We start from the raw sequence: 20,317 nt of genomic DNA on the forward strand, positions 1-20,317 counted from the left end.
CTGGCATTTAAAGATTTTATAATCTCAACTGATGCGGCTCCAGTTCACTACGGTTTTTCGTATTGAATCGATTTGCGTGCGGATCACTTTGTTTTCTGCTTTTTCGAGCTCCGGATCATCTTGCAGTATTTGTATAGCAGCCTCACGCGCCAGCTGTAAGGTGGGGCCGTCTTTGGCCAGATCAGCAATCATCAGATCGAGTGCCCCACTCTGTTGCGTGCCCATCACATCGCCAGGGCCGCGAAGTTTCAGGTCTGTTTCAGATATCTCAAAACCATTATTGGTCTTTACCATGGTTTCGATGCGTGTACGCGAGTCTGCTCCTAATTTATAGTCTGTCATGAGCAAGCAATATGATTGGTCGGCACCACGACCAACACGTCCGCGCAGCTGGTGTAATTGTGAGAGACCAAATCGCTCTGCGTTTTCGATTACCATTACTGAAGCATTCGGAACATCCACACCAACCTCGATTACAGTCGTAGCTACCATGATCTTGGTTTCGTTTCGGATGAATCGCGCCATTTCGAAATCTTTCGCTTCGGGTTTCATTTTGCCATGAACAATGCTGATAGCATAATCCGGAAAAGCGCGACAGGCACTTTCGTAGCCATCCATCAAATGTTTCAAGTCAAGCTTTTCTGATTCTTCAATTAATGGATATACTATATATACTTGTCGTCCGGCTTCGATCTGATCTCTCAGAAATTGATTTACCTGTAAACGATGTGCATCAAAGCGATGGATGGTTTTGATAGGTTTTCTCCCTGCCGGAAGTTGATCGATCACCGATACATCCAGGTCGCCATATAAAGTCATGGCCAATGTGCGAGGTATAGGTGTGGCGGTCATGACTAACACGTGTGGATATATATCGGCATTTTTCTGCCAAAGCTTGGAGCGTTGTGCTACACCGAAGCGATGTTGTTCATCTACTACAGCAAGACCCAGATTTTTGAATTGCACTTCTTCTTCCAGCAAAGCGTGTGTGCCGATAAGTATTTTCAACTCGCCTGAGCGAAGTGCCTCGTGAATTTCTCTTCGTGCCGATTTTTTTGTTGAACCTGTAAGCAACGCAACAGGCAATTCCATTTTATCTGCGTAGCGTTTCAGTCCGTTGTAATGCTGCTGTGCAAGAATTTCTGTTGGTGCCATTAACGCGGCCTGTGCTCCTCCACCGACAATTACCAGCATACATATAAAGCCAACAATAGTTTTGCCACTGCCTACATCTCCCTGCAGCAAACGATTCATCTGCTTGCCCGATTTCAGATCAGCATATATTTCTTTGATAACTTTCTTTTGAGCATCGGTGAGCGCGAAGGGTAAATGTTCGTTATAAAATTTAGTGAGCAACGATGCATCCTGAAAAACCTGACCTTTAAATTTTTCTTGCCTAACGAGCTTTAGCTTTAACAAGCGTAACTGTATATAGAACAGCTCTTCAAATTTTAAACGCTGCTGAGCTTTTGCTAACAACTCAAAGCTTTGTGGAAAATGAATGTTCAGCAGTGCATCTTTCTTTGATATAAGTTTATGAAAATGTAATATGGATGAAGGAAGAGTTTCACGAATTTTATCCTGCGAAACGATGAGTAACTCTTGTGTAAGTTTGGCTATAGCTTTACTATCGATTCTGCGGCTTCGTAATCTTTCTGATAGCGGGTATACCGGTTGCAGCGCTCCGCCTTGTTCATTCTTCTGTGTTAGCACTTCAATTTCTGGATGTGCTATATTGAATTTACTTCCAAAGCGCGCGGGTTTTCCAAACACTACATATTGTGCACCAACCTTTAACTTTTCATTAACCCAGTTAATTCCCTGAAACCAGACCAACTCTACCTCACCAGTGTCGTCTGCCAGGTTGGCGACCAAACGTTTCTTAAATCCTGCACCGATTAATTCTTTCTTTACCAATTTGCCTTTTATCTGCACAAAAGGCCAATCATCGGATAGTTCTTTAATACTGTAAAATTTTGTGCGGTCTTCGTATCGGAAAGGGAAGTGCTGGAGTAAGTCTCCGAACGTAAAGATGTTTAACTCTTTGTTCAATAACGATGAACGCTGCGGGCCCACGCCTTTCAGAAATTCAACCGGAGTATCAAAAAATGCAGCCATCCGTTATTATTCACCAATCAAAGATTCAAAGTAATAAGGTCCTTTAAGACTAGAAAAATTTTTTTCAGATCGAACTATATAAGTGCAGAAAAAGTGGTTACAAAACAATTTGATTCGCGATCAAGCAATGTTGTAGAAAATATGAAGATTGAGCCAACCAACTTTAAGGGAATCGAGTACGTGCAGGTTAGTCAACTGCCTGAAGAACAGCAGGCAGTGATTACGCAATCGATTAATAACAACCTTTACATAAAAATACTGATAGACGGAAAAATTGTAGGCAAATGCCTGCAATACAAAGATTACGAACTTTGGTATAACAGCGTCTATAGGCCAGGAGGTACATCTGGGAAAAAAGTAGTGGCCATGGAAGATCCTGCTATACAGGAATCGCTGCTGAAAAAATAATTACTCCCAAATCCCTTCATCAGGAACTACTTCCAACACGTTTCCTTCAGGATCCTCAAAGTAAAAAGATTCTTTTCCGCTTTTCCAGGTAACTTCAGCTATGATAGATATACCCTTGAGGCGGATTTCTTCTTTTACCTTGAGGTAATCAGCACTGGCTACTTCAAAAGCAAAGTGAAGTTTTCCATTACCATAATGTGGAGGCGGACTTGTTTTTAGTTTCGAATCCTCCGGATTGAAACAAAGCAATACTGAACTACCAGCCCGGAAAAATATATGTTTTCCTTTTACATAGCTGATCACAGGAAGGTCTAATACTTCATGATAAAATCGCTTTGCTTTATTAAGATCATGAATATAGAGGCATGTCTCTTTTATCTTTAGAAGATTCATTGACAAAAAGATTTTTTTACCGAGCAGTATTCATCCCACACTTCTTTTACAATTTCTGCTGCCGGTTGAATCTTTCGAATGCATGCAGAAACCTGGCCTATTTCAAGCTCACCTTCATCAAGCTCACCTTCAAACATTCCATGCTTGGCTCTTCGACTACCCAGAAGAGAATGTAACTCTTCTTTTGTTGCTCCACGAAGTTCTGCTTCCTGTACTTGTTGAAAGAAAGAGTTCTTTATCAACCGTACAGGTGTGAGTTGCTTTAGTGTAAGCACGGTATCGCCTTCCGTTGTCTCGGTAATTTTCTTTTTAAAATTTTCGTGCGCAGAAGATTCTGCGCTCGCTGCGAACCGGCTGCCAATTTGTACTCCATCTGCACCTAATGCTTCGCATGCCGCCATAGCACGTCCGCCAGCTATACCTCCTGCAGCTAGCAATGGAATAGATATAGCATCACGAACAATAGGTATAAGAACCAACGTTGTGGTCTCTTCTCTTCCATTGTGTCCCCCGGCTTCAAATCCCTCTGCCACAACAGCGTCAACACCGGCTTGCTCAGCTTTACGCGCAAACTTAGCACTTGATACAACATGCACTACTGTTATACCTTTATCCTTCAGGAAGCTGGTCCACGTAGCAGGATTACCTGCTGAAGTAAAAACAATCTTTACCTGCTCCTCCAGAATAACATTCATGAGCTTCTCAATGTCTGGATATAGCAAAGGTATATTTACCCCAAAGGGCTTATCAGTAGCTTTTTTACACTTCACTATATGCTCCCGCAAAACTTCAGGATACATTGATCCGGCTCCGAGTAAACCTAGCCCTCCGGCATTGCTTACTGCAGATGCAAGTTTCCATCCACTACACCAGACCATGCCAGCCTGAACGATAGGATATTGAATGTTAAAAAGTTGTTGTATTCGGGTATTCACAGAATAGTTGATATAGACCAAAAAATAATTATTTCAATTCACTTTCCTGATACAATTCTGTTCCTTAAAATATTACCTTCAAATGCATTGTTTTCGACTCAAATGAGCAGGGCATGAAAGTTGTCCACAAAGAATTGATTTATAAAAATCCATGTAACGTTCTGATTGTATGCTACTTAAATGATAATACTCGGGTAATGTGGATAAGTGTTTAGTTTTGTGGATTACTTTTTGACAAATATCTTACATATTCTAACTACCTGAATTTTAAGGTTTTTCTTCATCCGGATTTTTAGTCCGTTCATCAATTTTATACACAATTAAAACAGGATTCTATAACCGATAAAATCGACCAGTCGTTATCACCAAATATGAATAAAATAATCTTTCTTCTTTTTCTATTTTTTTTATTCAGAAATGTAAGAGCACAGGATGCAGTTGTCATAAAATTTGATAAGCTACAAGAGCTGATGCAGACAAAAACAAACGAGATTCAGGTTATTAACTTTTGGGCAACGTGGTGTGCACCCTGTGTTAAAGAGCTTCCATTGTTTGAGCAATTGCGAACCGACAATAAAAAAGGTGATGTAAAGATCACATTAATTAACCTCGACTTTGCCGATAAGGTTAACAAGGTGAATGCTTTTTTAGTGAAGAAGAAAATTCAAAGTAGTGTTTTATTGCTGGATGAGATCGACTACAACACCTGGATAGATAAGGTCGATCAGAGTTGGGGTGGTGCTATACCTGCAACATTGATCATCAATCCACAGAATGGTAAAAGAAAATTTGTTGAACGCGAACTTCGTGAAGGTGAGCTTGAGCAACTCATTGAAGATGTGCGTTAAAGTATATTTACAAACTATAAACCCTAAACTGAATTATGAAAAATGTTCGATTAACTGCATGGCTGGCGTTATCGCTTGTTGTACTGTTCGCGGGGCGATCTCCTAAATATGAGATCGGAGATGCTGTGGTAGATTTCAAGTTGAAAAATGTAGATGGCAAATACATTTCTCTTTCTGACTATAAAACATCAAAGGGTGTAATTGTAATTTTTGATTGCAATACATGCCCGTATTCTAAGGCATATAATGATAGAATCCAGACACTGAGTAAAACCTATGCGCCTAAAGGATTTCCTCTTGTAGCGATCAACGCCAATGACCCTGAAGTGTCTCCTGGTGATTCGTTCAATGAAATGGTTGCTGTTGCTAAAAAGAAGAAATATGATTTCCCGTATCTGGTAGACGAAACACAGCAAGTAGCAAAAGCATTTGGTGCTTCTAATACTCCGCATGTATTTGTGTTGCAAAAAGAAGGCAGCGATTTTAAAGTTGCCTATATAGGCGCGATAGATAACAACACGCGTGATGAAAAGGCGGCCGATAAAAAATATGTAGAAGAAGCAGTGGATGCATTGCTTGCCGGTAGGCCAGTGCCTACTTCTAAAACAAAAGCAATAGGTTGTGGAATAAAATGGAAGAACGTTTAAGCTTTAATTTTCTGAGAGGCTGTATAGGCTGTAGTCCACGCTGATTGAAAATTATAGCCGCCCGTTTCGCCATCAATATTTAAAACCTCTCCTGCAAAGAAGAGGTTTTTTATTTTCTTGCTCTCCATGGTTTGAAGATCTACTTCGGCAAGATCTACTCCACCACATGTTACAAATTCTTCCTTGAATGTTGTTTTACCTTTAATGTGAAAAGCTGATCGGATAATTCCCTCCAGAAGCTTGTTCAGATTCTTCTGAGGTAACTCTGCCCATATCTTTTGACTTTCTATTTCAGCTAATGTACAGAGTAATTGCCACAGCCGTTGTGGCAAATTAAAGAGTGGATTGGTATATATTTTTTGTTTGCCATGAAGTGTTTTATGAGTTGTTAACAGCCTGCGCATTTCATCTTCTTTGGCAGGACCGACCCAACTAACCAACGCTGTAAATTCGTAATGAACATCGTGTAAATACTCAGCGGCCCATGCCGATAGTTTTATAACAGCAGGTCCACTTAACCCCCAATGTGTTACAAGCACGGGGCCTGTTTGTTGAAATTTAGTTGTAGCAATGCGCACCTCAGCATTTGGCACAGCTATGCCCATTAACTCTTTAAATTGTTTCTGGGAGTCATTGAATGTAAACAAAGACGGTATAGGAGGAATGATGCGAATACCCAGTTGTTGCAACCATTGATAGAATTGAAGATTGGGATTCCCTCCTATGGCAATGAGAACTTTTTTGGCAGTATATATTTTATCTCCGGAAGTATATATTTCAAAGTGATTATCGAGAGGCTTAACTTGTTGTACTGCTCTCTCTAATTCTATTTTGATTTTATGCTTTACAGCTTCATTCAGAAAACAATCGATAATGGTTTGCGAGCTGTCTGTTTGAGGAAACATTCTTCCATCATCTTCTGCCTTTAGAATAACATTTTTTGCTGCAAACCAATCTACTACATCTTTGGCCTGATAGTTCTTGAAGAGTCGCTTCAGTTCTTTTTCTCCACGGGGATAATGTCGCGCCAATTGTATAGCATCAAAGCAATGCTGCGTAACATTACATCTTCCTCCTCCCGATACTTTTACTTTGGCCAGAACCTTATTGGATTTTTCCAGGATCAATATACGGGCACCCGGCATGCGGCTGGCTGATTGAATGGCACCATAAAAACCCGCAGCGCCTCCTCCTATAACAACAAGATCATAATCAGTCATTCACAAATCTACATCTTCATGGTAAATCTGCATTACAGGTGGAGAGTATAACCTGCGGGATATTCAAAGTATATCTTTATTAGGGGTGACGATAGTATGTTTTACTCACAATTCTCCATCCTTCGGTGAATTTGTAGAGCACGAGATAATCTGTAAATGTTTTCTTGTTTTCGCGATAAAGATCAAGCTTAACAACGGCTGCAGTTCCGGTTATATCAACGGTTATAAATTTACCTTCTGCCTTGGAAGATTGTTGTGCATTTTCTTTTTTTCTCTTTTCAATCGCAGCTATCCATTCTTCTATTGAATAAGGTTTAACATCGTTGTCTGAAAATCGAAGCATGGTAAAGGTTGGGTGGAATCCTTTTCTTATTATATCCGGACTTCCTTCGTTTTGAATGCCATCAATATAGGCGGAAGTGATTACCTGTTTAATTGCTTCTTCGTCATTTGATTGTGCCTTAGCAAAAAGAGAGAGTACAATGAATAAAAGACTGTAGATATATTTCATACATATATGGTTATAACCTATAGTAACTGAATGACAGATATACTGGTTGCCGGGTGCCGATAGAAGTACGGTTTGCCCTATATGAAATACTTATGACGGATGATGAAGTGCAGCGAAAAAAACTCCTTTCTCACCGGGCATAAAGCCCGGTATGAGAGAAGAAATTTTTAGAGATTAAAGTCGCAAACTATTCCAATGAAATCAGAATCGGAGAGAAAGAGAGAGGTCTTTATATTGAGATCATCGTTAAAACGAGTGATTGGATCACCGGTTAATTTAACCGTGTGTTAGAGAGTAAATCATTCCAGTCTTTATCAGCCTCTGGCTTTACTCTTTCCTGTACAATTTCAGCTAAACGGTTGTCAACATCTTTTGAAACGAGCATGGCTGCAACTCCCAGCGCATTGCCGAGATGCAGAGTTTTTTCATCAACTTCGTCAGCAACAAAAATAACGGGAGTGTGACGGTTTACAGAGTGTGTGCGGATTGAGCGTACGAGCTCAAAGCCTGTGACCACAGGCAGGTCAGTGCCGCAGATTATCAGATCGAAATGTTCGATTCGCGAGGTTAGGAGCCCATCCAAACCAGACTCGGTGTGAAGCACAACGGGATTACATCCGCTAAGCACTGACTTAATTTGAACAACGGTTTCTTTCTGCCTGTGAACCACAAGTATCTTCATTACTTCGAAAAGCACAGTTTTGAACATCTAATTCCTTAAACCTTTTAAGAAAGGTCGCTATTTGAAAGCACATCCTTTTTAATTGAGAAAATCTCCCGTTCACAGGTGTTTAAACAGGAGAAGCCGAAACCGTTGAGGGTGAATGTAATAAAGGATGCCCGACTCAAAGCCGGGGGTAAAAAACTACTAGAAAATTAGTACAATTTTACTAGGCGTATTTTTTGAAGTTTAGCTCACAATGCCTGCATCATAGGCATATTTTACCAGCCCGACCGTGTTGTTGACTCCGATCTTTTCCATCATGTTGACCCGATGGTTCCGAACAGTGTTTTCACTCAGTGAGAGCTTTTGACCGATTTCGCGGATGGTTAATTCGCGGCAGATGAGTACCAAAATCTCTTTTTCGCGGTCGGTTATTTCTGCGTGTTTGAAATGCGGACGTTGACCGGTCTTTTTCTCAGTGATATTTTTTCGGAGCACGGAAGCCACCAAATCGTTGTGGTAGAAGTCTTTCTCGGCCACTGAATAGATCGCTTTCTCCAATTCAGTGGGCTCTGTATTCTTTAACAAAAATGCATGTACCCCCATCTCCATCATGTGAAGAATATATTTGTGGCTATCATGCATGGTGAGGATGATGATTTTTACCTCCGGGTGCTTCTTGATAATTTGTTCACAGGTTTCTGCGCCATCCATTACGGGCATCTGCAGATCTACTATAGCTACATCGGGAACATCGTATTTAATAAGGTTGAGCAGGTCCTTTCCATTCTCGGCATCTTTTACTTCCTGAACTCTTTCGAACGACTGCAACAGATTTACCATTGCCTTACGGAAGAGTGTGTGATCATCTGCTATATAAACCTTAAACTTTCTCATAGGGAACAACGAGAGTAACTTTACTTCCGATCGAGCGCTCTTTATCAAAATGAATAACACCTCCTAATACGCGGGCGCGGTTTTCAATATTGAACAGGCCAAGACCCTTTCCGTTTTGTGCAGAGTTCTTAATAGCATCTGGATCGTATCCTATACCATTATCCTCCACCGATACAGAAAGAGCATCTCCGCCTTCGATAGATACTTCAATGACAGATGCTTTTGAGTGTTTAAGAGCATTGTTAAGAAGTTCCTGTACTACACGAAAGAGCATCAATTCACGACTTTTTTCGAAACTACGAACTTCTCCATGTTCAATGCAATGAATTGGTAAAAGAGAAGTTTCTTGAAAACGTTCGCAGAGTTCTTTTACTGCCGGAGTAAATCCAAACTTCTCTAATGTGGAGGGCATCAACTCACGACTAATAGCCCGCACAGAAGAAATTGTATCATCCAGCATCTTTTTGGATTGATCCAGGCTTTCTGGTTCCGGTAGTTGTCGCGCAATAGTAATTATACCTACCCGAATAGTTGAGAGCATAGCGCCTATACTATCATGAAGCTCACCAGCGAGTCTCCTGCGCTCTTGTTCTTGCGACTCAAGTGCAGCTTCCATCATTTTTTGCTGATAAATGAGCTCGAGCTGCTGACGTTTAAACTGCTCTTGAATCATTTTCTTCTGGTAGAACACCATGAAAAGGATAATGGCAATAGCCAACAGGAGCATGCCTACGGTGCCGAGGGTGATGAGGAGGGCGATTTGATATTCCGAAGGTCCTGCCATAAGCCAATCATCACAACCAAATGTTGGATGATATACATAATAATTAGAAATGTACCGTAAAACAAGAAATCATTATGCAAAACTTCAACTAAATAGTTGGTAAAAACCGAAAGAAAAAGTGTCCCGGCATTATAAATTAAGATACCTGTGCAAAACCAAAACATTGGGAGCCTGTGAAGCTGCTGTGCCGGTAGGTCAATTAGCAATCTGTAGAAGTAAAATATAGAAAGAAGAATAAAAATAATTGAGCTCGCAATTTGATTATAGGAGTTGATATCTTTTTTCTGAAGAAAAAGATGATTTGATATTGCTGCGATACAAAAGGCAATACATACCCATGTGATCACTCTCTTGTATTTATTTGTCAGAGCAATGTTGTAGAGATAACAGAAGATGATGAATATTAAAATGTTAGCTATATGTCCAGGGATATTTACGTCCTTTCCTTTTAAAGGCAGAAAATACCAAGCAAAGTCACTAAGTAAATTTAGTAAACAAGCCAGTCCGATAAGCTTTACTTCTATTTGCCTTTTCGAAAATGAAATAAAAGACAAAATAACATTCAAAGCTGAAAGGACTGACTGGATTTTAAAAATTAGGAGATATGACTCTATGGTCATAGTGGGGTTGGTATTTTAATTAATCAAAAATTAACTCGGACAATAGGGAGGACATGGAACTCCTGCACTATATGAAGCTGGAGTAGCTGCTGCTGCAACAGAGGTGGCAGTCACTGCCGCAACTTCTTCAGTACTAGCTGTAGCCTTGTCTTCATTATTCCAGATCAACGTACCATCTTCCTTGGTTGGCACCAAGGCTAGTTGAATAGTTTCTTTATTGCCAACATCAGGATTTGGCAGATACGTTAGGAAAATTGTAAGACCACTGCTTCCTTCCTGGCTAAGCATACGCAGAAGCGCATCACGTCCGAAGAAGACAGATTTGGTATCCACCTTTTTGTCGGGGCGAAACTTGTCGTCAAACTTTTTGATACCTTCATCGATCGCCTTCTTCGAAGCTTTTTTTCCTACGTTAGGTTTAAAATCATTTGCCATGAGTAATTAAGGTTTTTGGTTAAACATGCTGCCAAAGTATTGAAAAAATTTATATCTAATTTTTTGGTGCTCTCTTTCAGCCTATATCTTTGGTTTATCCCGAAGGTAAAGTCATCAAATTTTATCGGGGGGTAAAAGCATTTCGAGACCAGAATAAAATGTTACTATGAAAAAAATAAGTCAATCGAAGTTAACACAGAGTGTTCATGCAGGATCTGCCGGAGACAGTCACTATAAAGGAGCTGTTACTCCAATATACCCCTCTTCGGCCTATGATTATCAAGATCTTCCGGAGATACTATATCCCCGCTATTTCAATACACCCAATCAAAAGGCAGTAGCAGAAAAAATTGCTGCGCTGGAAAATGCTGAAGACGGTCTCATTTTCAGTTCTGGTATGTCGGCCATTATTACCACATTGTTGTCGATGCTTAAAAAAGGGGATCATGCTATTTTTCAAAATGATCTCTATGGCGGGACGATGCATGCCGTTAACACAGAATTTCCCCGGTTCGGAATAGACTGTGCATTTGTAGATGGAAGTATACCGGCTCGTTTCGAGGAGGCGATCCGATCGGAGACTAAAGTTATCTTTATTGAAACTCCTTCTAACCCGACACTGAAAATTACCGATATAAAAACTGTAGCTGCTATAGCGAAACGTCATAACATTATTACGATCATCGATAATACTTTCGCGTCTCCGGTTAATCAGAACCCGATCGACCTAGGTATAGATATAGTGACACACAGTGGTACGAAATATATAGGCGGGCACAGCGATATTTGCTGTGGCGCAGTAGTGGGTTCCAAAAAACTTATAGACCAGATCCGGAAGAGCGCTATAAACACCGGTGGCTCTCTCGATGCAAACACATGCTGGCTGGTAGAAAGAAGTTTAAAAACGATTGTACTGCGTGTCCGTCAGCAGAATCAAAATGCATTAACTATTGCGCAGTTTTTAGCAAGCGATCCTCATATCGAAAAGGTATATTATCCTGGTTTACCCGATCATCCGGATCATGCTATAGCGAAAGAACAGATGCCTGGTGGCTTCGGAGGCATGCTATCGTTTCAGGTAAAGGGCGATGCTTTTAGATTTATGGATAAACTAAAACTCATTAAGCGTGCAGTGAGTTTGGGTGGTGTTGAATCAACCATAACAAGTCCGGCTCAAACGTCACATTCAAAAATTAGTGCAGCAGAGCGAGCAGCAGCCGGTATAACCGATAATCTTGTACGTTTATCGGTGGGCATTGAAGAAGCAGAAGATCTGATCGGTGATATTAAACAAGCTTTATCCGCATAAGAACAAATCATGATTTCTATTCGAAAAGCCACGCACAAGGATCTGGCTACACTGGTTGATTTTCAACTGAAACTTGCGTTCGAAACAGAAGGTATACAACTGAATAGAGAAACTCTTCACAAGGGAATGCAGGCTATACAGGATGATCCGGCAAAAGGATTTTATACCGTAGCAGAAGATAATGGTATAGTGGTGGGATGCTACCTGATTACGTACGAGTGGAGCGAATGGCGTAACGGCATGGTATGGTGGCTTCAGTCTGTATATGTGGCGGAGAGTTACCGGAAGAATGGCGTGTTCAGACTGATGTACGAGAATGTAGTTCGCACTATTCAGAATGATGTATCACTCATTGGTCTCAGGTTATATGTTGATAAGAGCAATGCACGTGCTATGAAGGTGTATGAATCTATGGGCATGAATGGTGAACATTATACTGTTTATGAATGGATGAAATAAATTCATGGGTGCTGCTGACATACCTTTGACACTTAGTCTTGTTTATTTGAATCCGTAAACGTGAATGTTATGAAAGAAAAAAATCGCTGCTCATGGTGTCTTAAGTTTGATCAGTATATTGAATATCACGACAATGAATGGGGTGTGCCTGTACATGATGATCGAATACATTTTGAGTTTCTTATTCTTGAGGGGGCGCAGGCAGGCCTGAGCTGGTCCACCGTGCTAAAGAAAAGAGATGGCTACCGAAAAGCTTTTGCAGATTTTGATCCGGTTAAGGTTTCGAAGTTTACCGAAGCAAAACTTGAAAAGATTCTGCAGGATCCGAATATTGTTCGTAACAGGCTAAAGGTTTATTCAGCCGTTAATAATGCCAAGAAGTTTCTGGAGGTGCAAAAAGAGTTTGGCTCTTTCGATAGCTATATCTGGAGTTTTGTGGGAGGTAAACCAATTGTTAACAAGTGGAAATCATTGAGCGAAATACCACCCACTACAAAAGAATCGGATGCGTTAAGTAAAGATCTCATTAAGCGCGGATTCAAATTTGTTGGCAGCACCGTGATATATGCTCATATGCAAGCTTGCGGCCTGGTGAACGATCACCTGGTGGATTGCTGGAGGTATAAGAAGGTATAACTATATCTTGAGCTATACAATGCTACATTATGCCTGCTGGCCGGCTTTCCTCTTATTGCGTATCACTTCTATAATGGGCGGAAGAATTGAAACGAAGATGATTCCGAAGATCACATAAGTAAAATTATTCCGGATAACGGGTAGGCCTCCAAAGAAATATCCGAGTAATAAAAAGCTGCTGACCCATGCTATACCACCAACTATATTATAGCTGGCAAATCGTTTATAGCTCATGGTGCCTATACCGGCTACAAACGGAGCAAAGGTGCGGATAATAGGAATGAAGCGAGCGTAGATAATTGTCTTGCCACCGTGCTTGATATAGAATTGCTGTGTCTTATTAAGATACTCGATCTTCAGTAGTTTATAGCGGCCGCTAAAAGCTTTGGGCCCTATATATTTACCAACATGGTAATTAACCAGATCTCCCAAAATTGCTGCAACGATAAGCAACAAGAGCATAACAAAAATATTCAACCCGGCATCGTGCTTCGCGATTATAGCTCCGGCCGCAAACAGAAGTGAATCTCCCGGAAGAAATGGAGTAACGACTAATCCCGTCTCGGCAAAAATAATAATGAAGAGTATGAGATATGTCCACATTTGGTAATCACTCACAATTTCAACGAGGTGGTGATCGATATGCAGAATGAAATCAATGAGGGACTTGATTAGCTCCATAAAATCTTTTTTTGACGGATGACAGTTAAACTATAATCCGGCAAAAATAACAAAGCCTTCCGTGTTATCCAGAAGGCTTCGTTTTATAATGTTGTTAACAATTTATTTTCTTGGAATCAGTCCATCGCGATTAGCAGCCAGCCATGCAAAAGCAGCAATCATGGTAGCGTTTTGCTTCAGGTCAGCCTCAATGGCTTTATCATACAAGTCCATGCTGGTATGATGCGTTCGCGAACTATATTCGATAGGATCCTGTATAAACTGGAAGCCTGGCAAACCGATAGCATCAAATGAAAGGTGATCAGTACCACCCGTGTTTTGAAGCGTAAGTGTTGAAGCACCCATTTTGTTAAATGGCTTTAACCAGCTGCGAAATATAGGGCGAACATTATCATTACCCTGCAGGTATACTCCGCGGAATCTGCCTGTACCGTTGTCCATATTCAGATATACTGAGAATTTTTCAGCGCCTGGTTTCAATTGTATTGAATCGTATGGGAAGCTTTTATCGAGGCGTTCGCCATAAGTACGTTTAACATACGAGCGTGAACCCAGTAATCCTTGTTCTTCTCCACCCCATAAACCAATGCGGATGGTTCTTCTGGGAGTAACACCTAATGATTTTAAAATGCGCATGGCTTCCAACATAACAGCAGAGCCTGCTGCATTGTCCGTAGTACCTGTGCCGCTGTGCCATGAATCAAGGTGAGCACCAAACATTACTACTTCATCTTTCAGATCAGTACCCTGAATTTCTCCAATCACATTGAAGCCCGGAGCGGATGGTGTAAACTCTGTTTCAAGTGTAAGCTCAAGCTTTACAGTTTGTCCTTTCTGTATCTGGCGAATCATGCGGTTATAGTGCTCTGCAGCAACTACCACCTGTGGTAAAATTTTAGGAGCATCAGCCTTATAAGCAGAAACACGTTTGCTGAATGGAGTTTCTGCCGGGTAAGGTATAGTTGCAGCAGAAACAGTAAGAGTACCATCTTCCAGGCGCGTTGCCGGGCTTGCTTCTATCACCGCTATAGCACCTTCTTTCTGGCAAAGATCCCATTTCAGGTATGCCAACCGTTGTGGCTCAGTAGGAGCTTGAAATCTTCTTCCACCAAACGATTCGCTTACATCGGCATTCGCCATTTGTAATAATGTTGAATCATTCAGACGGGTAGCATCCGGCTTAAAGCCAGGCTTTACCGGTGTTGGCAAACTGAAGAGTACAATTTTACCTTTCAGTTTTCCTTTATACTTGTTCAGGTCTTCTTCTTTTTTGATATCCAGATACACTGCTTCTGCCTGCACGGTTCCTTTTATACCGGGAGTCCATGCTTTAGGATAAGCGATAACCGGGAAATATACCGGTCCCAGATTTTGCAGACTGAATTTTTTCAATTGCCATCCACGACCAAAATCTTCTTCCCATGTATCGAAGTGTACATTTTGAACACCCCATGATTCCAGTGTGCTTTTAGCATAATCCGCGGCCTTTTTATAGCCTGGCGAATTAGTCAGTCGCGGACCATGAATATCTGTTAGCATACTCAGGATGTCCATCACATTCGAGCGGTTCAATCCTTCGTCTTTAATCTTTGATACCATAGCGGTATCAATTTTTTCTGTCTGTTGCGCCATTCCCAATGCAGGGGCCAGCACAACAGGCACAGCCAGTAAGTATTGTATAAGTCGTTTCATCATAGAACTTGGTTAAAGGTTAATGATGATCAAAAATAAAAAACGGTCAAATGGATGTTCTTACCGTTTATTTAATTTTTACCAGGCATGATCTTTTGTTTGAGTAAGTCCAAAGTATAAATGATTATGAAAACGCTGGTGGTACTTTTATTGCTGGCTATAGGTATGGCCTGCGATAACGATGACGATAAAGGAAACGATTGTTTTGATTCGGCAAAAGCGAATCCCGTGCTTATCTGTCCTGATGTAGTAGCTCCCGTGTGTGGTTGCGATGGCAAGACTTACGAAAATGAATGCAGGGCAAAGGGTTCTGGTTTGTTGAAGTGGACATCCGGTGCTTGTCCGTGATTTACTTTTTATGACTGGCCGTCAACACCACTTGTTTCTTGGATATATATATATGCCACACGCCATCAAGCTTGTCTACACCATTGGGCATGCGCGTAACAATAGGCTTGGAGTATAGCAATGTATCGTATGTATTTTGTGATGCATCGGTATATAGTTTTTGGATGTTGTCTTGTAATGATCCTGTTACCATACCGGCTACATATGCCTCAATAAGTTGTTGTTCGATCTGATCAGTATTACCGCTTCCAGGAACTGTCCAGTGAATCTTTACTTCATATTTACCTGCTACTGAATCAACCTTTGTCGTGTTGAACTTTATCTTCTCCAGGGCAGCAAAAACGGTTTGTCCTTGGTCAAGCGCAGCCGTTACAATATCGGAGTCACTCAGCTTAACAATTTTCTGATCTTCCATGCCTTCACGAAGCCTTTTACGTTGCTCGTCTGATAATTTTCCGCCACAGGCTGTTAACAATAGTAGTGCCGCCAATACAAAGATTCTGTTCATGGGGTAAATTTCATCCGGTGAATTTCAAATTCCAAATTCAAAAGGACGAGGTTTCGGTTTGTGTGCCGTGGCAACAGATTGTGTCGCATCTATTAATTACCTTTGCTGTCTGATTTTAACGTATGATCGAAAAACTGGAAGAAATCAAGCTGCGTTTTGAGGAAGTAGGCCAACTATTGGCTCAGCCCGACACCGTTAGTGACATGAAGAAATTTTCGCAGCTAAGCAAAGAATACCGTGACCTGGAAAAAATTGTCGTGAAGTATAACGAGTATAGCGATGCCAGAGGTCACTTGCAGCAGGCGAAAGAAGTATTGGAGAAAGAAAAAGATCCGGAACTGCGCGAGCTGGCAAAAATGGAAATCGATGAACTGGAACCAAAAATCGAAGTACTCGATGGTCAGCTGAAAGAACTTCTTATACCCAAAGATCCGAATGACGATAAAAATGTATTGCTCGAGATTCGCGCTGGTACAGGTGGCGATGAGGCTGCTATCTTTGCCGGCGATCTTTGGAGAATGTATCAACGCTTTTGCGATAAGCGTGGATTGAAGCTTGCCGTGCTCGATGTAACGGAAGGTACAGCCGGAGGATATAAAGAAGTTATCAGCAGTGTGAGTGGCGATGGTGCGTATGGCTTGCTAAAGTTTGAGTCGGGTGTACATCGCGTACAACGCGTTCCTGCTACAGAGCAACAAGGCCGCGTGCATACATCCGCAGCATCGGTAGTGGCACTGCCGGAAGTGGAAGATGTAGAAGAAGTAGTGATCAACCCTGCCGATATAGAAATACAAACGGCTCGCTCCAGTGGTGCCGGTGGGCAGAACGTAAACAAGGTTGAAACGAAAGTGCAGCTTACCCACAAACCAACCGGTATAGTGATAACCTGTCAGGTAGAACGCTCACAACATGGCAACCGCGAACGCGCTCTTCAAATGCTGAAGACCAAACTATATGAAATGGAAGTAGAGAAGCAGCAAAGTGAATTGGGTACAGCGCGCAGATCGTTAGTAAGAAGTGGTGATCGCTCTGAAAAAATAAGAACCTATAATTATCCGCAGAGCCGCGTTACCGATCACCGTATAGGGTATACAGTATATAATTTACCAGCTGTAATGAATGGCGAACTCGATGATTTCATTGAGCAACTTCGTATAGCAGACAGTGCTGAGAAAATGACAGAAGGATCAACGCGATAGGCTGATTCAGAATTTATACACTAAAAGGAAAATAGATTCGTCATTAGAGTAATAAAAAGGAAAACCTGGCGACTAGTTGACAGACAAAGCACATTGGTTTTTTGATTATTTTTAAAGTTGAGATAAACACTATATGAAAAAGGGACTAATTATTATTGGGGTCATTATTCTTGCGGTTCTGATCCTCTACAGTTTCTTCGCAGGTCGTTATAATAAAATGGTTGAGCTCCAGGAAAACATTCCGAAAGAATGGGCACAGGTTGAAAATCAATATCAGCGCAGAGCAGATTTGATTCCTAACCTTGTGAACACGGTGAAAGGCTACGCTAATTTTGAAAAGGAGACATTAACAAAAGTTATAGAAGCACGCGCCAGTGCAACACAGGTAAAAATTGATCCAAGCAACATTACCCCAGAGCAGCTTCAGCAATTTCAGCAAGCTCAAAATGGTTTGAGCTCAGCATTGAGCCGTCTGTTGGTTGTAGCGGAAAGTTATCCTGAGCTAAAGGCAAATCAAAACTTCCTGGATCTTCAGGCACAGCTGGAAGGAACAGAAAACAGAATTGCTGTAGCAAGAAATCGTTTCAATGAAGTAGTGCAACCATACAATGTATATATCAAGCGTTTTCCGAATAATGCGCTTGCCGGTATGTATGGCTTTACTCCAAAAGGATATTTCGAAGCTGCACCTGGTTCTGAAAAGGCTCCTACAGTAGACTTTGGAAATTAAGATCTTCAAACTCTCTGCTTGCAATTAGAGAGAAGCCTGGCCGTGGTGGTCAGGCTTTATTTTTTGCTCGAGGTATATATTTCTTCGAAAGAAATACAGATCGCGCATCCATCAAGATATACTACGTGGAGAACTACGATGACTACGGCCGATAAAAAATAAAGGTCATCCGAAAGATGACCTTTACTATATATGGTTTGTCCGAATCGGCTTATTCAGCTACAAGACTTTTCTCTGACATGAACTCAGCAATCTGCACAGCGTTAGTAGCAGCGCCCTTACGAAGATTGTCAGCGACGATCCACATGTTCAATGTATTTGGTTGAGACTCATCTCTGCGAAGACGTCCAACAAATACTTCATCACGTCCGTGCGAGTTGATTGGCATCGGATAGATGTTATTCTTAGGATCATCCTGTACAATAACACCCGGTGTTGTTGCCAGTATGGAGCGAACTTCACTTAACTTGAAGTCTTCATAGAACTCAACGTTCACAGCTTCTGAGTGACCACCGATAGAAGGAATACGCACTGTTGTTGAAGTAACTCCAATAGTATTATCGCCAAGTATCTTGCGCGTTTCATTCACCATCTTCATTTCCTCTTTAGTATAGCCGTTGTCGAGGAAAGAGTCGATGTGGGGTAGAGCATTCATATCGATCGGGTGTGGATAAACTTTCGGGCCATCAATGCCTTTGCGTTCATTCATCATTTGCTGTACTGCATCTTTACCCGTTCCGGTTACTGACTGGTAAGTAGAAACAACAATTCTTTTGATTTTATACTTGGCATGCAGCGGAGCCAACGCCATTACCATTTGAATGGTAGAGCAGTTTGGATTAGCAATAATGCGATCATCTATAGTAATAACATGACCGTTGATTTCAGGGACAACAAGTTTTTTGGTAGGGTCCATTCTCCATGCAGAAGAGTTGTCGATCACGATCGTACCTACTTCAGCAAACTTAAGAGCCCAATCCAGTGAAGTGCCGCCACCTGCAGAAAAGATAGCTACATCCGGAGCAAGCTTCACTGCTTCCTCCATGCTCTTAATTGTATATTCCTTACCCTTAAACTTTATCTTCTGGCCAACCGATTTGGCTGAAGCCACTAAATACAGATCGTCAAACTTAAAATCTCTTTCCTCTAATACCTTGAGGATTTCTTGGCCCACCAGTCCGGTGGCACCGACTACTGCGATTTTCATTTTTATTTGTATTTTTAAAGTTAAGGTTTTACAAAATTAATCTATTCCCGTTGTGCCTATGAGAAACATCTCACAAATATTCATATTTTCTATTCTGAAAACGTTTACGAGAAAGACTTTTATAACGTTTTGCATTTTTCTATATACCCAACAAATGTTCGCTCAATTCTCCGATAATTTCGAAGACGGAGATTTTACAGCAAACCCTGCATGGTCAGGACAAAATTTAAAGTTTTCTATTTCATCGAATCAACTCAAGTTACAGGCACCCGCTGTTACGGATGATGCATATCTGGCTACACCAAGCGCTGCTATAAATAATGCCTCGTGGGAGTTTTATACTCGCCTCAGCTTTAATCCATCGTCAACAAACTATGCGCGGGTATATTTGGTGTCGAGTCAACCCAACCTGGCAGATACACTTCGAGGTTATTATGTAATGATTGGTAACACGGCCGATGAAGTTAGCCTGTACCAGCAATCAGGATCGACTCGTGTGAAGATCATAGACGGTGCTGATGGAAAATTGAATCTTGCCAACGTGGAGGTGAAGATCAAAGTAACGCGCGATGCTGATGGTAATTGGCAATTGTTTTCGGATGTCGGGTTAACCGGTGCATATACATCAGAAGGAAGTACTGCAGACAATACGTTCTTCTCTTCTTCGTATGCCGGAGTGTATTGCAGCTATACGGCTACACGTTCTGATAAATTTTACTTTGATGATTTTGCAGTAGCCGGTAAAGCCTATATACCACCGGCACCTCCCTCCTACAAGGATGTGATTGTCACAGAGATATTCGCTGATCCATCGCCACGTGTTGAGTTGCCGGAAGTAGAATTTATAGAATTGCTGAACAGAAGCAACACCACATATAATCTCTCAGGTTGGACATTATCCGATGGTTCATCAACCGCAACATTTCCATCGTACAACCTCGAGCCGGGTAAATATATACTCTTAACAGCAGCGTCCTCGACTTCCAGTTATAGCAACCTGCAAAATGTTTTAGGCTTGAATTCTTTCCCCTCCTGGAATAATACTGGCGATAATGTATTACTGAAATA

23 protein-coding genes are annotated in these 20,317 nt (G+C 41.3%); 10 read left to right on the plus strand and 13 right to left on the minus strand.

Annotated features, from left to right (window positions below; genetic code table 11):
- Nucleotides 1-24 precede the first annotated feature (24 nt).
- On the minus strand, nt 25-2,118 hold the full coding sequence (gene recG / locus VIN08_RS18080; protein WP_331967880.1) for an ATP-dependent DNA helicase RecG: 2,094 nt from the start codon (nt 2,116-2,118) through the stop codon (nt 25-27).
- Between the two features lie 93 nt (nt 2,119-2,211).
- On the opposite strand from recG, the gene VIN08_RS18085 reads away from it, so the two are divergent.
- Nucleotides 2,212-2,526: a hypothetical protein gene (locus tag VIN08_RS18085; protein ID WP_331967882.1), complete on the plus strand. Its 315-nt coding sequence runs from the start codon at nt 2,212-2,214 to the stop codon at nt 2,524-2,526.
- On the opposite strand, the gene VIN08_RS18090 is transcribed toward VIN08_RS18085, so the two are convergent.
- Together VIN08_RS18090 and VIN08_RS18095 are read right to left on the minus strand one after the other, a co-directional pair.
- Complete coding sequence (locus tag VIN08_RS18090; protein ID WP_331967884.1) at nt 2,527-2,919, minus strand: VOC family protein; 393 nt, start codon at nt 2,917-2,919, stop codon at nt 2,527-2,529.
- Nucleotides 2,916-3,854 (minus strand): NAD(P)H-dependent flavin oxidoreductase, encoded by a 939-nt coding sequence (locus VIN08_RS18095; protein ID WP_331967886.1) that lies wholly within the window; start codon nt 3,852-3,854, stop codon nt 2,916-2,918. The genes VIN08_RS18090 and VIN08_RS18095 overlap by 4 nt, the downstream gene beginning before the upstream one ends.
- A gap of 470 nt (nt 3,855-4,324) precedes the next feature.
- On the opposite strand from VIN08_RS18095, the gene VIN08_RS18100 reads away from it, so the two are divergent.
- Both VIN08_RS18100 and VIN08_RS18105 read left to right on the plus strand, forming a co-directional pair.
- Nucleotides 4,325-4,702, plus strand: a complete 378-nt coding sequence (locus VIN08_RS18100; protein WP_331967888.1) for a TlpA disulfide reductase family protein — start codon at nt 4,325-4,327, stop codon at nt 4,700-4,702.
- Nucleotides 4,703-4,737: 35 nt separating this feature from the next.
- Nucleotides 4,738-5,349: a thioredoxin family protein gene (locus tag VIN08_RS18105; RefSeq protein WP_331967890.1), complete on the plus strand. Its 612-nt coding sequence runs from the start codon at nt 4,738-4,740 to the stop codon at nt 5,347-5,349.
- Here the strand turns inward: VIN08_RS18105 and VIN08_RS18110 are convergent.
- The 6 genes from VIN08_RS18110 to VIN08_RS18135 form a co-directional block, all read right to left on the minus strand.
- A complete protein-coding gene (locus VIN08_RS18110; protein ID WP_331967892.1) occupies nt 5,346-6,569 on the minus strand; it encodes an NAD(P)/FAD-dependent oxidoreductase in 1,224 nt (407 codons plus the stop codon). The two genes, VIN08_RS18105 and VIN08_RS18110, sit on opposite strands and share 4 nt — an antisense overlap.
- A gap of 79 nt (nt 6,570-6,648) precedes the next feature.
- A complete protein-coding gene (locus VIN08_RS18115; protein WP_331967893.1) occupies nt 6,649-7,080 on the minus strand; it encodes a nuclear transport factor 2 family protein in 432 nt (143 codons plus the stop codon).
- A gap of 271 nt (nt 7,081-7,351) precedes the next feature.
- On the minus strand, nt 7,352-7,762 hold the full coding sequence (locus VIN08_RS18120) for a response regulator (RefSeq protein ID WP_331967895.1): 411 nt from the start codon (nt 7,760-7,762) through the stop codon (nt 7,352-7,354).
- A 228-nt stretch (nt 7,763-7,990) separates the two neighbouring features.
- Nucleotides 7,991-8,641 (minus strand): response regulator transcription factor, encoded by a 651-nt coding sequence (locus VIN08_RS18125; RefSeq protein ID WP_331967897.1) that lies wholly within the window; start codon nt 8,639-8,641, stop codon nt 7,991-7,993.
- On the minus strand, nt 8,628-9,425 hold the full coding sequence (locus VIN08_RS18130; RefSeq protein ID WP_331967899.1) for a sensor histidine kinase: 798 nt from the start codon (nt 9,423-9,425) through the stop codon (nt 8,628-8,630). The genes VIN08_RS18125 and VIN08_RS18130 overlap by 14 nt, the downstream gene beginning before the upstream one ends.
- 650 nt (nt 9,426-10,075) lie before the next feature.
- Nucleotides 10,076-10,480, minus strand: a complete 405-nt coding sequence (locus VIN08_RS18135) for a hypothetical protein (protein ID WP_331967901.1) — start codon at nt 10,478-10,480, stop codon at nt 10,076-10,078.
- 166 nt (nt 10,481-10,646) lie between these two features.
- Here VIN08_RS18135 and VIN08_RS18140 point away from each other — a divergent pair, with 166 nt between their 5' ends.
- The 3 genes from VIN08_RS18140 (at nt 10,647) to VIN08_RS18150 (ending at nt 12,884) form a co-directional block, all read left to right on the plus strand.
- Complete coding sequence (locus VIN08_RS18140; RefSeq protein ID WP_331967903.1) at nt 10,647-11,789, plus strand: PLP-dependent aspartate aminotransferase family protein; 1,143 nt, start codon at nt 10,647-10,649, stop codon at nt 11,787-11,789.
- A 9-nt stretch (nt 11,790-11,798) separates the two neighbouring features.
- The gene (locus VIN08_RS18145; protein ID WP_331967905.1) at nt 11,799-12,248 is read left to right on the plus strand and encodes a GNAT family N-acetyltransferase; all 450 of its coding nucleotides are present in this window, start codon (nt 11,799-11,801) and stop codon (nt 12,246-12,248) included.
- A gap of 69 nt (nt 12,249-12,317) precedes the next feature.
- Nucleotides 12,318-12,884 (plus strand): DNA-3-methyladenine glycosylase I, encoded by a 567-nt coding sequence (locus VIN08_RS18150; RefSeq protein WP_331967907.1) that lies wholly within the window; start codon nt 12,318-12,320, stop codon nt 12,882-12,884.
- Between the two features lie 27 nt (nt 12,885-12,911).
- Here the strand turns inward: VIN08_RS18150 and VIN08_RS18155 are convergent, their stop codons facing one another.
- Nucleotides 12,912-13,565 carry a DedA family protein gene (locus tag VIN08_RS18155; protein WP_331967909.1) on the minus strand — a complete coding sequence of 218 codons (654 nt, stop codon included), beginning with the start codon at nt 13,563-13,565 and terminating at the stop codon, nt 12,912-12,914.
- Between the two features lie 102 nt (nt 13,566-13,667).
- The gene (locus VIN08_RS18160; protein WP_331967911.1) at nt 13,668-15,260 is read right to left on the minus strand and encodes a M20/M25/M40 family metallo-hydrolase; all 1,593 of its coding nucleotides are present in this window, start codon (nt 15,258-15,260) and stop codon (nt 13,668-13,670) included.
- Between the two features lie 123 nt (nt 15,261-15,383).
- Here VIN08_RS18160 and VIN08_RS18165 point away from each other — a divergent pair, with 123 nt between their 5' ends.
- Nucleotides 15,384-15,605, plus strand: coding sequence for a Kazal-type serine protease inhibitor (locus VIN08_RS18165; RefSeq protein WP_331967913.1), 222 nt, complete (start codon nt 15,384-15,386; stop codon nt 15,603-15,605).
- 1 nt (nt 15,606) lies between these two features.
- Here the strand turns inward: VIN08_RS18165 and VIN08_RS18170 are convergent, their stop codons facing one another.
- On the minus strand, nt 15,607-16,113 hold the full coding sequence (locus tag VIN08_RS18170; protein ID WP_331967915.1) for a hypothetical protein: 507 nt from the start codon (nt 16,111-16,113) through the stop codon (nt 15,607-15,609).
- A gap of 122 nt (nt 16,114-16,235) precedes the next feature.
- Between VIN08_RS18170 and prfA the strand changes: the two genes are divergently transcribed.
- On the plus strand, nt 16,236-17,312 hold the full coding sequence (gene prfA, locus VIN08_RS18175; RefSeq protein ID WP_331967917.1) for a peptide chain release factor 1: 1,077 nt from the start codon (nt 16,236-16,238) through the stop codon (nt 17,310-17,312).
- A gap of 133 nt (nt 17,313-17,445) precedes the next feature.
- On the plus strand, nt 17,446-18,042 hold the full coding sequence (locus VIN08_RS18180) for a LemA family protein (protein ID WP_331967919.1): 597 nt from the start codon (nt 17,446-17,448) through the stop codon (nt 18,040-18,042).
- 211 nt (nt 18,043-18,253) lie between these two features.
- Here VIN08_RS18180 and VIN08_RS18185 read toward each other — a convergent pair whose 3' ends face one another.
- The gene (locus VIN08_RS18185) at nt 18,254-19,249 is read right to left on the minus strand and encodes an aspartate-semialdehyde dehydrogenase (protein ID WP_331967921.1); all 996 of its coding nucleotides are present in this window, start codon (nt 19,247-19,249) and stop codon (nt 18,254-18,256) included.
- A gap of 154 nt (nt 19,250-19,403) precedes the next feature.
- Between VIN08_RS18185 and VIN08_RS18190 the strand changes: the two genes are divergently transcribed.
- The coding region (locus tag VIN08_RS18190; RefSeq protein ID WP_331967923.1) for a lamin tail domain-containing protein at nt 19,404-20,317 on the plus strand (914 nt) is incomplete at its 3' end.

The organism is Ohtaekwangia sp. (assembly GCF_036568665.1).
Lineage (GTDB): Bacteria > Bacteroidota > Bacteroidia > Cytophagales > Cyclobacteriaceae > Ohtaekwangia.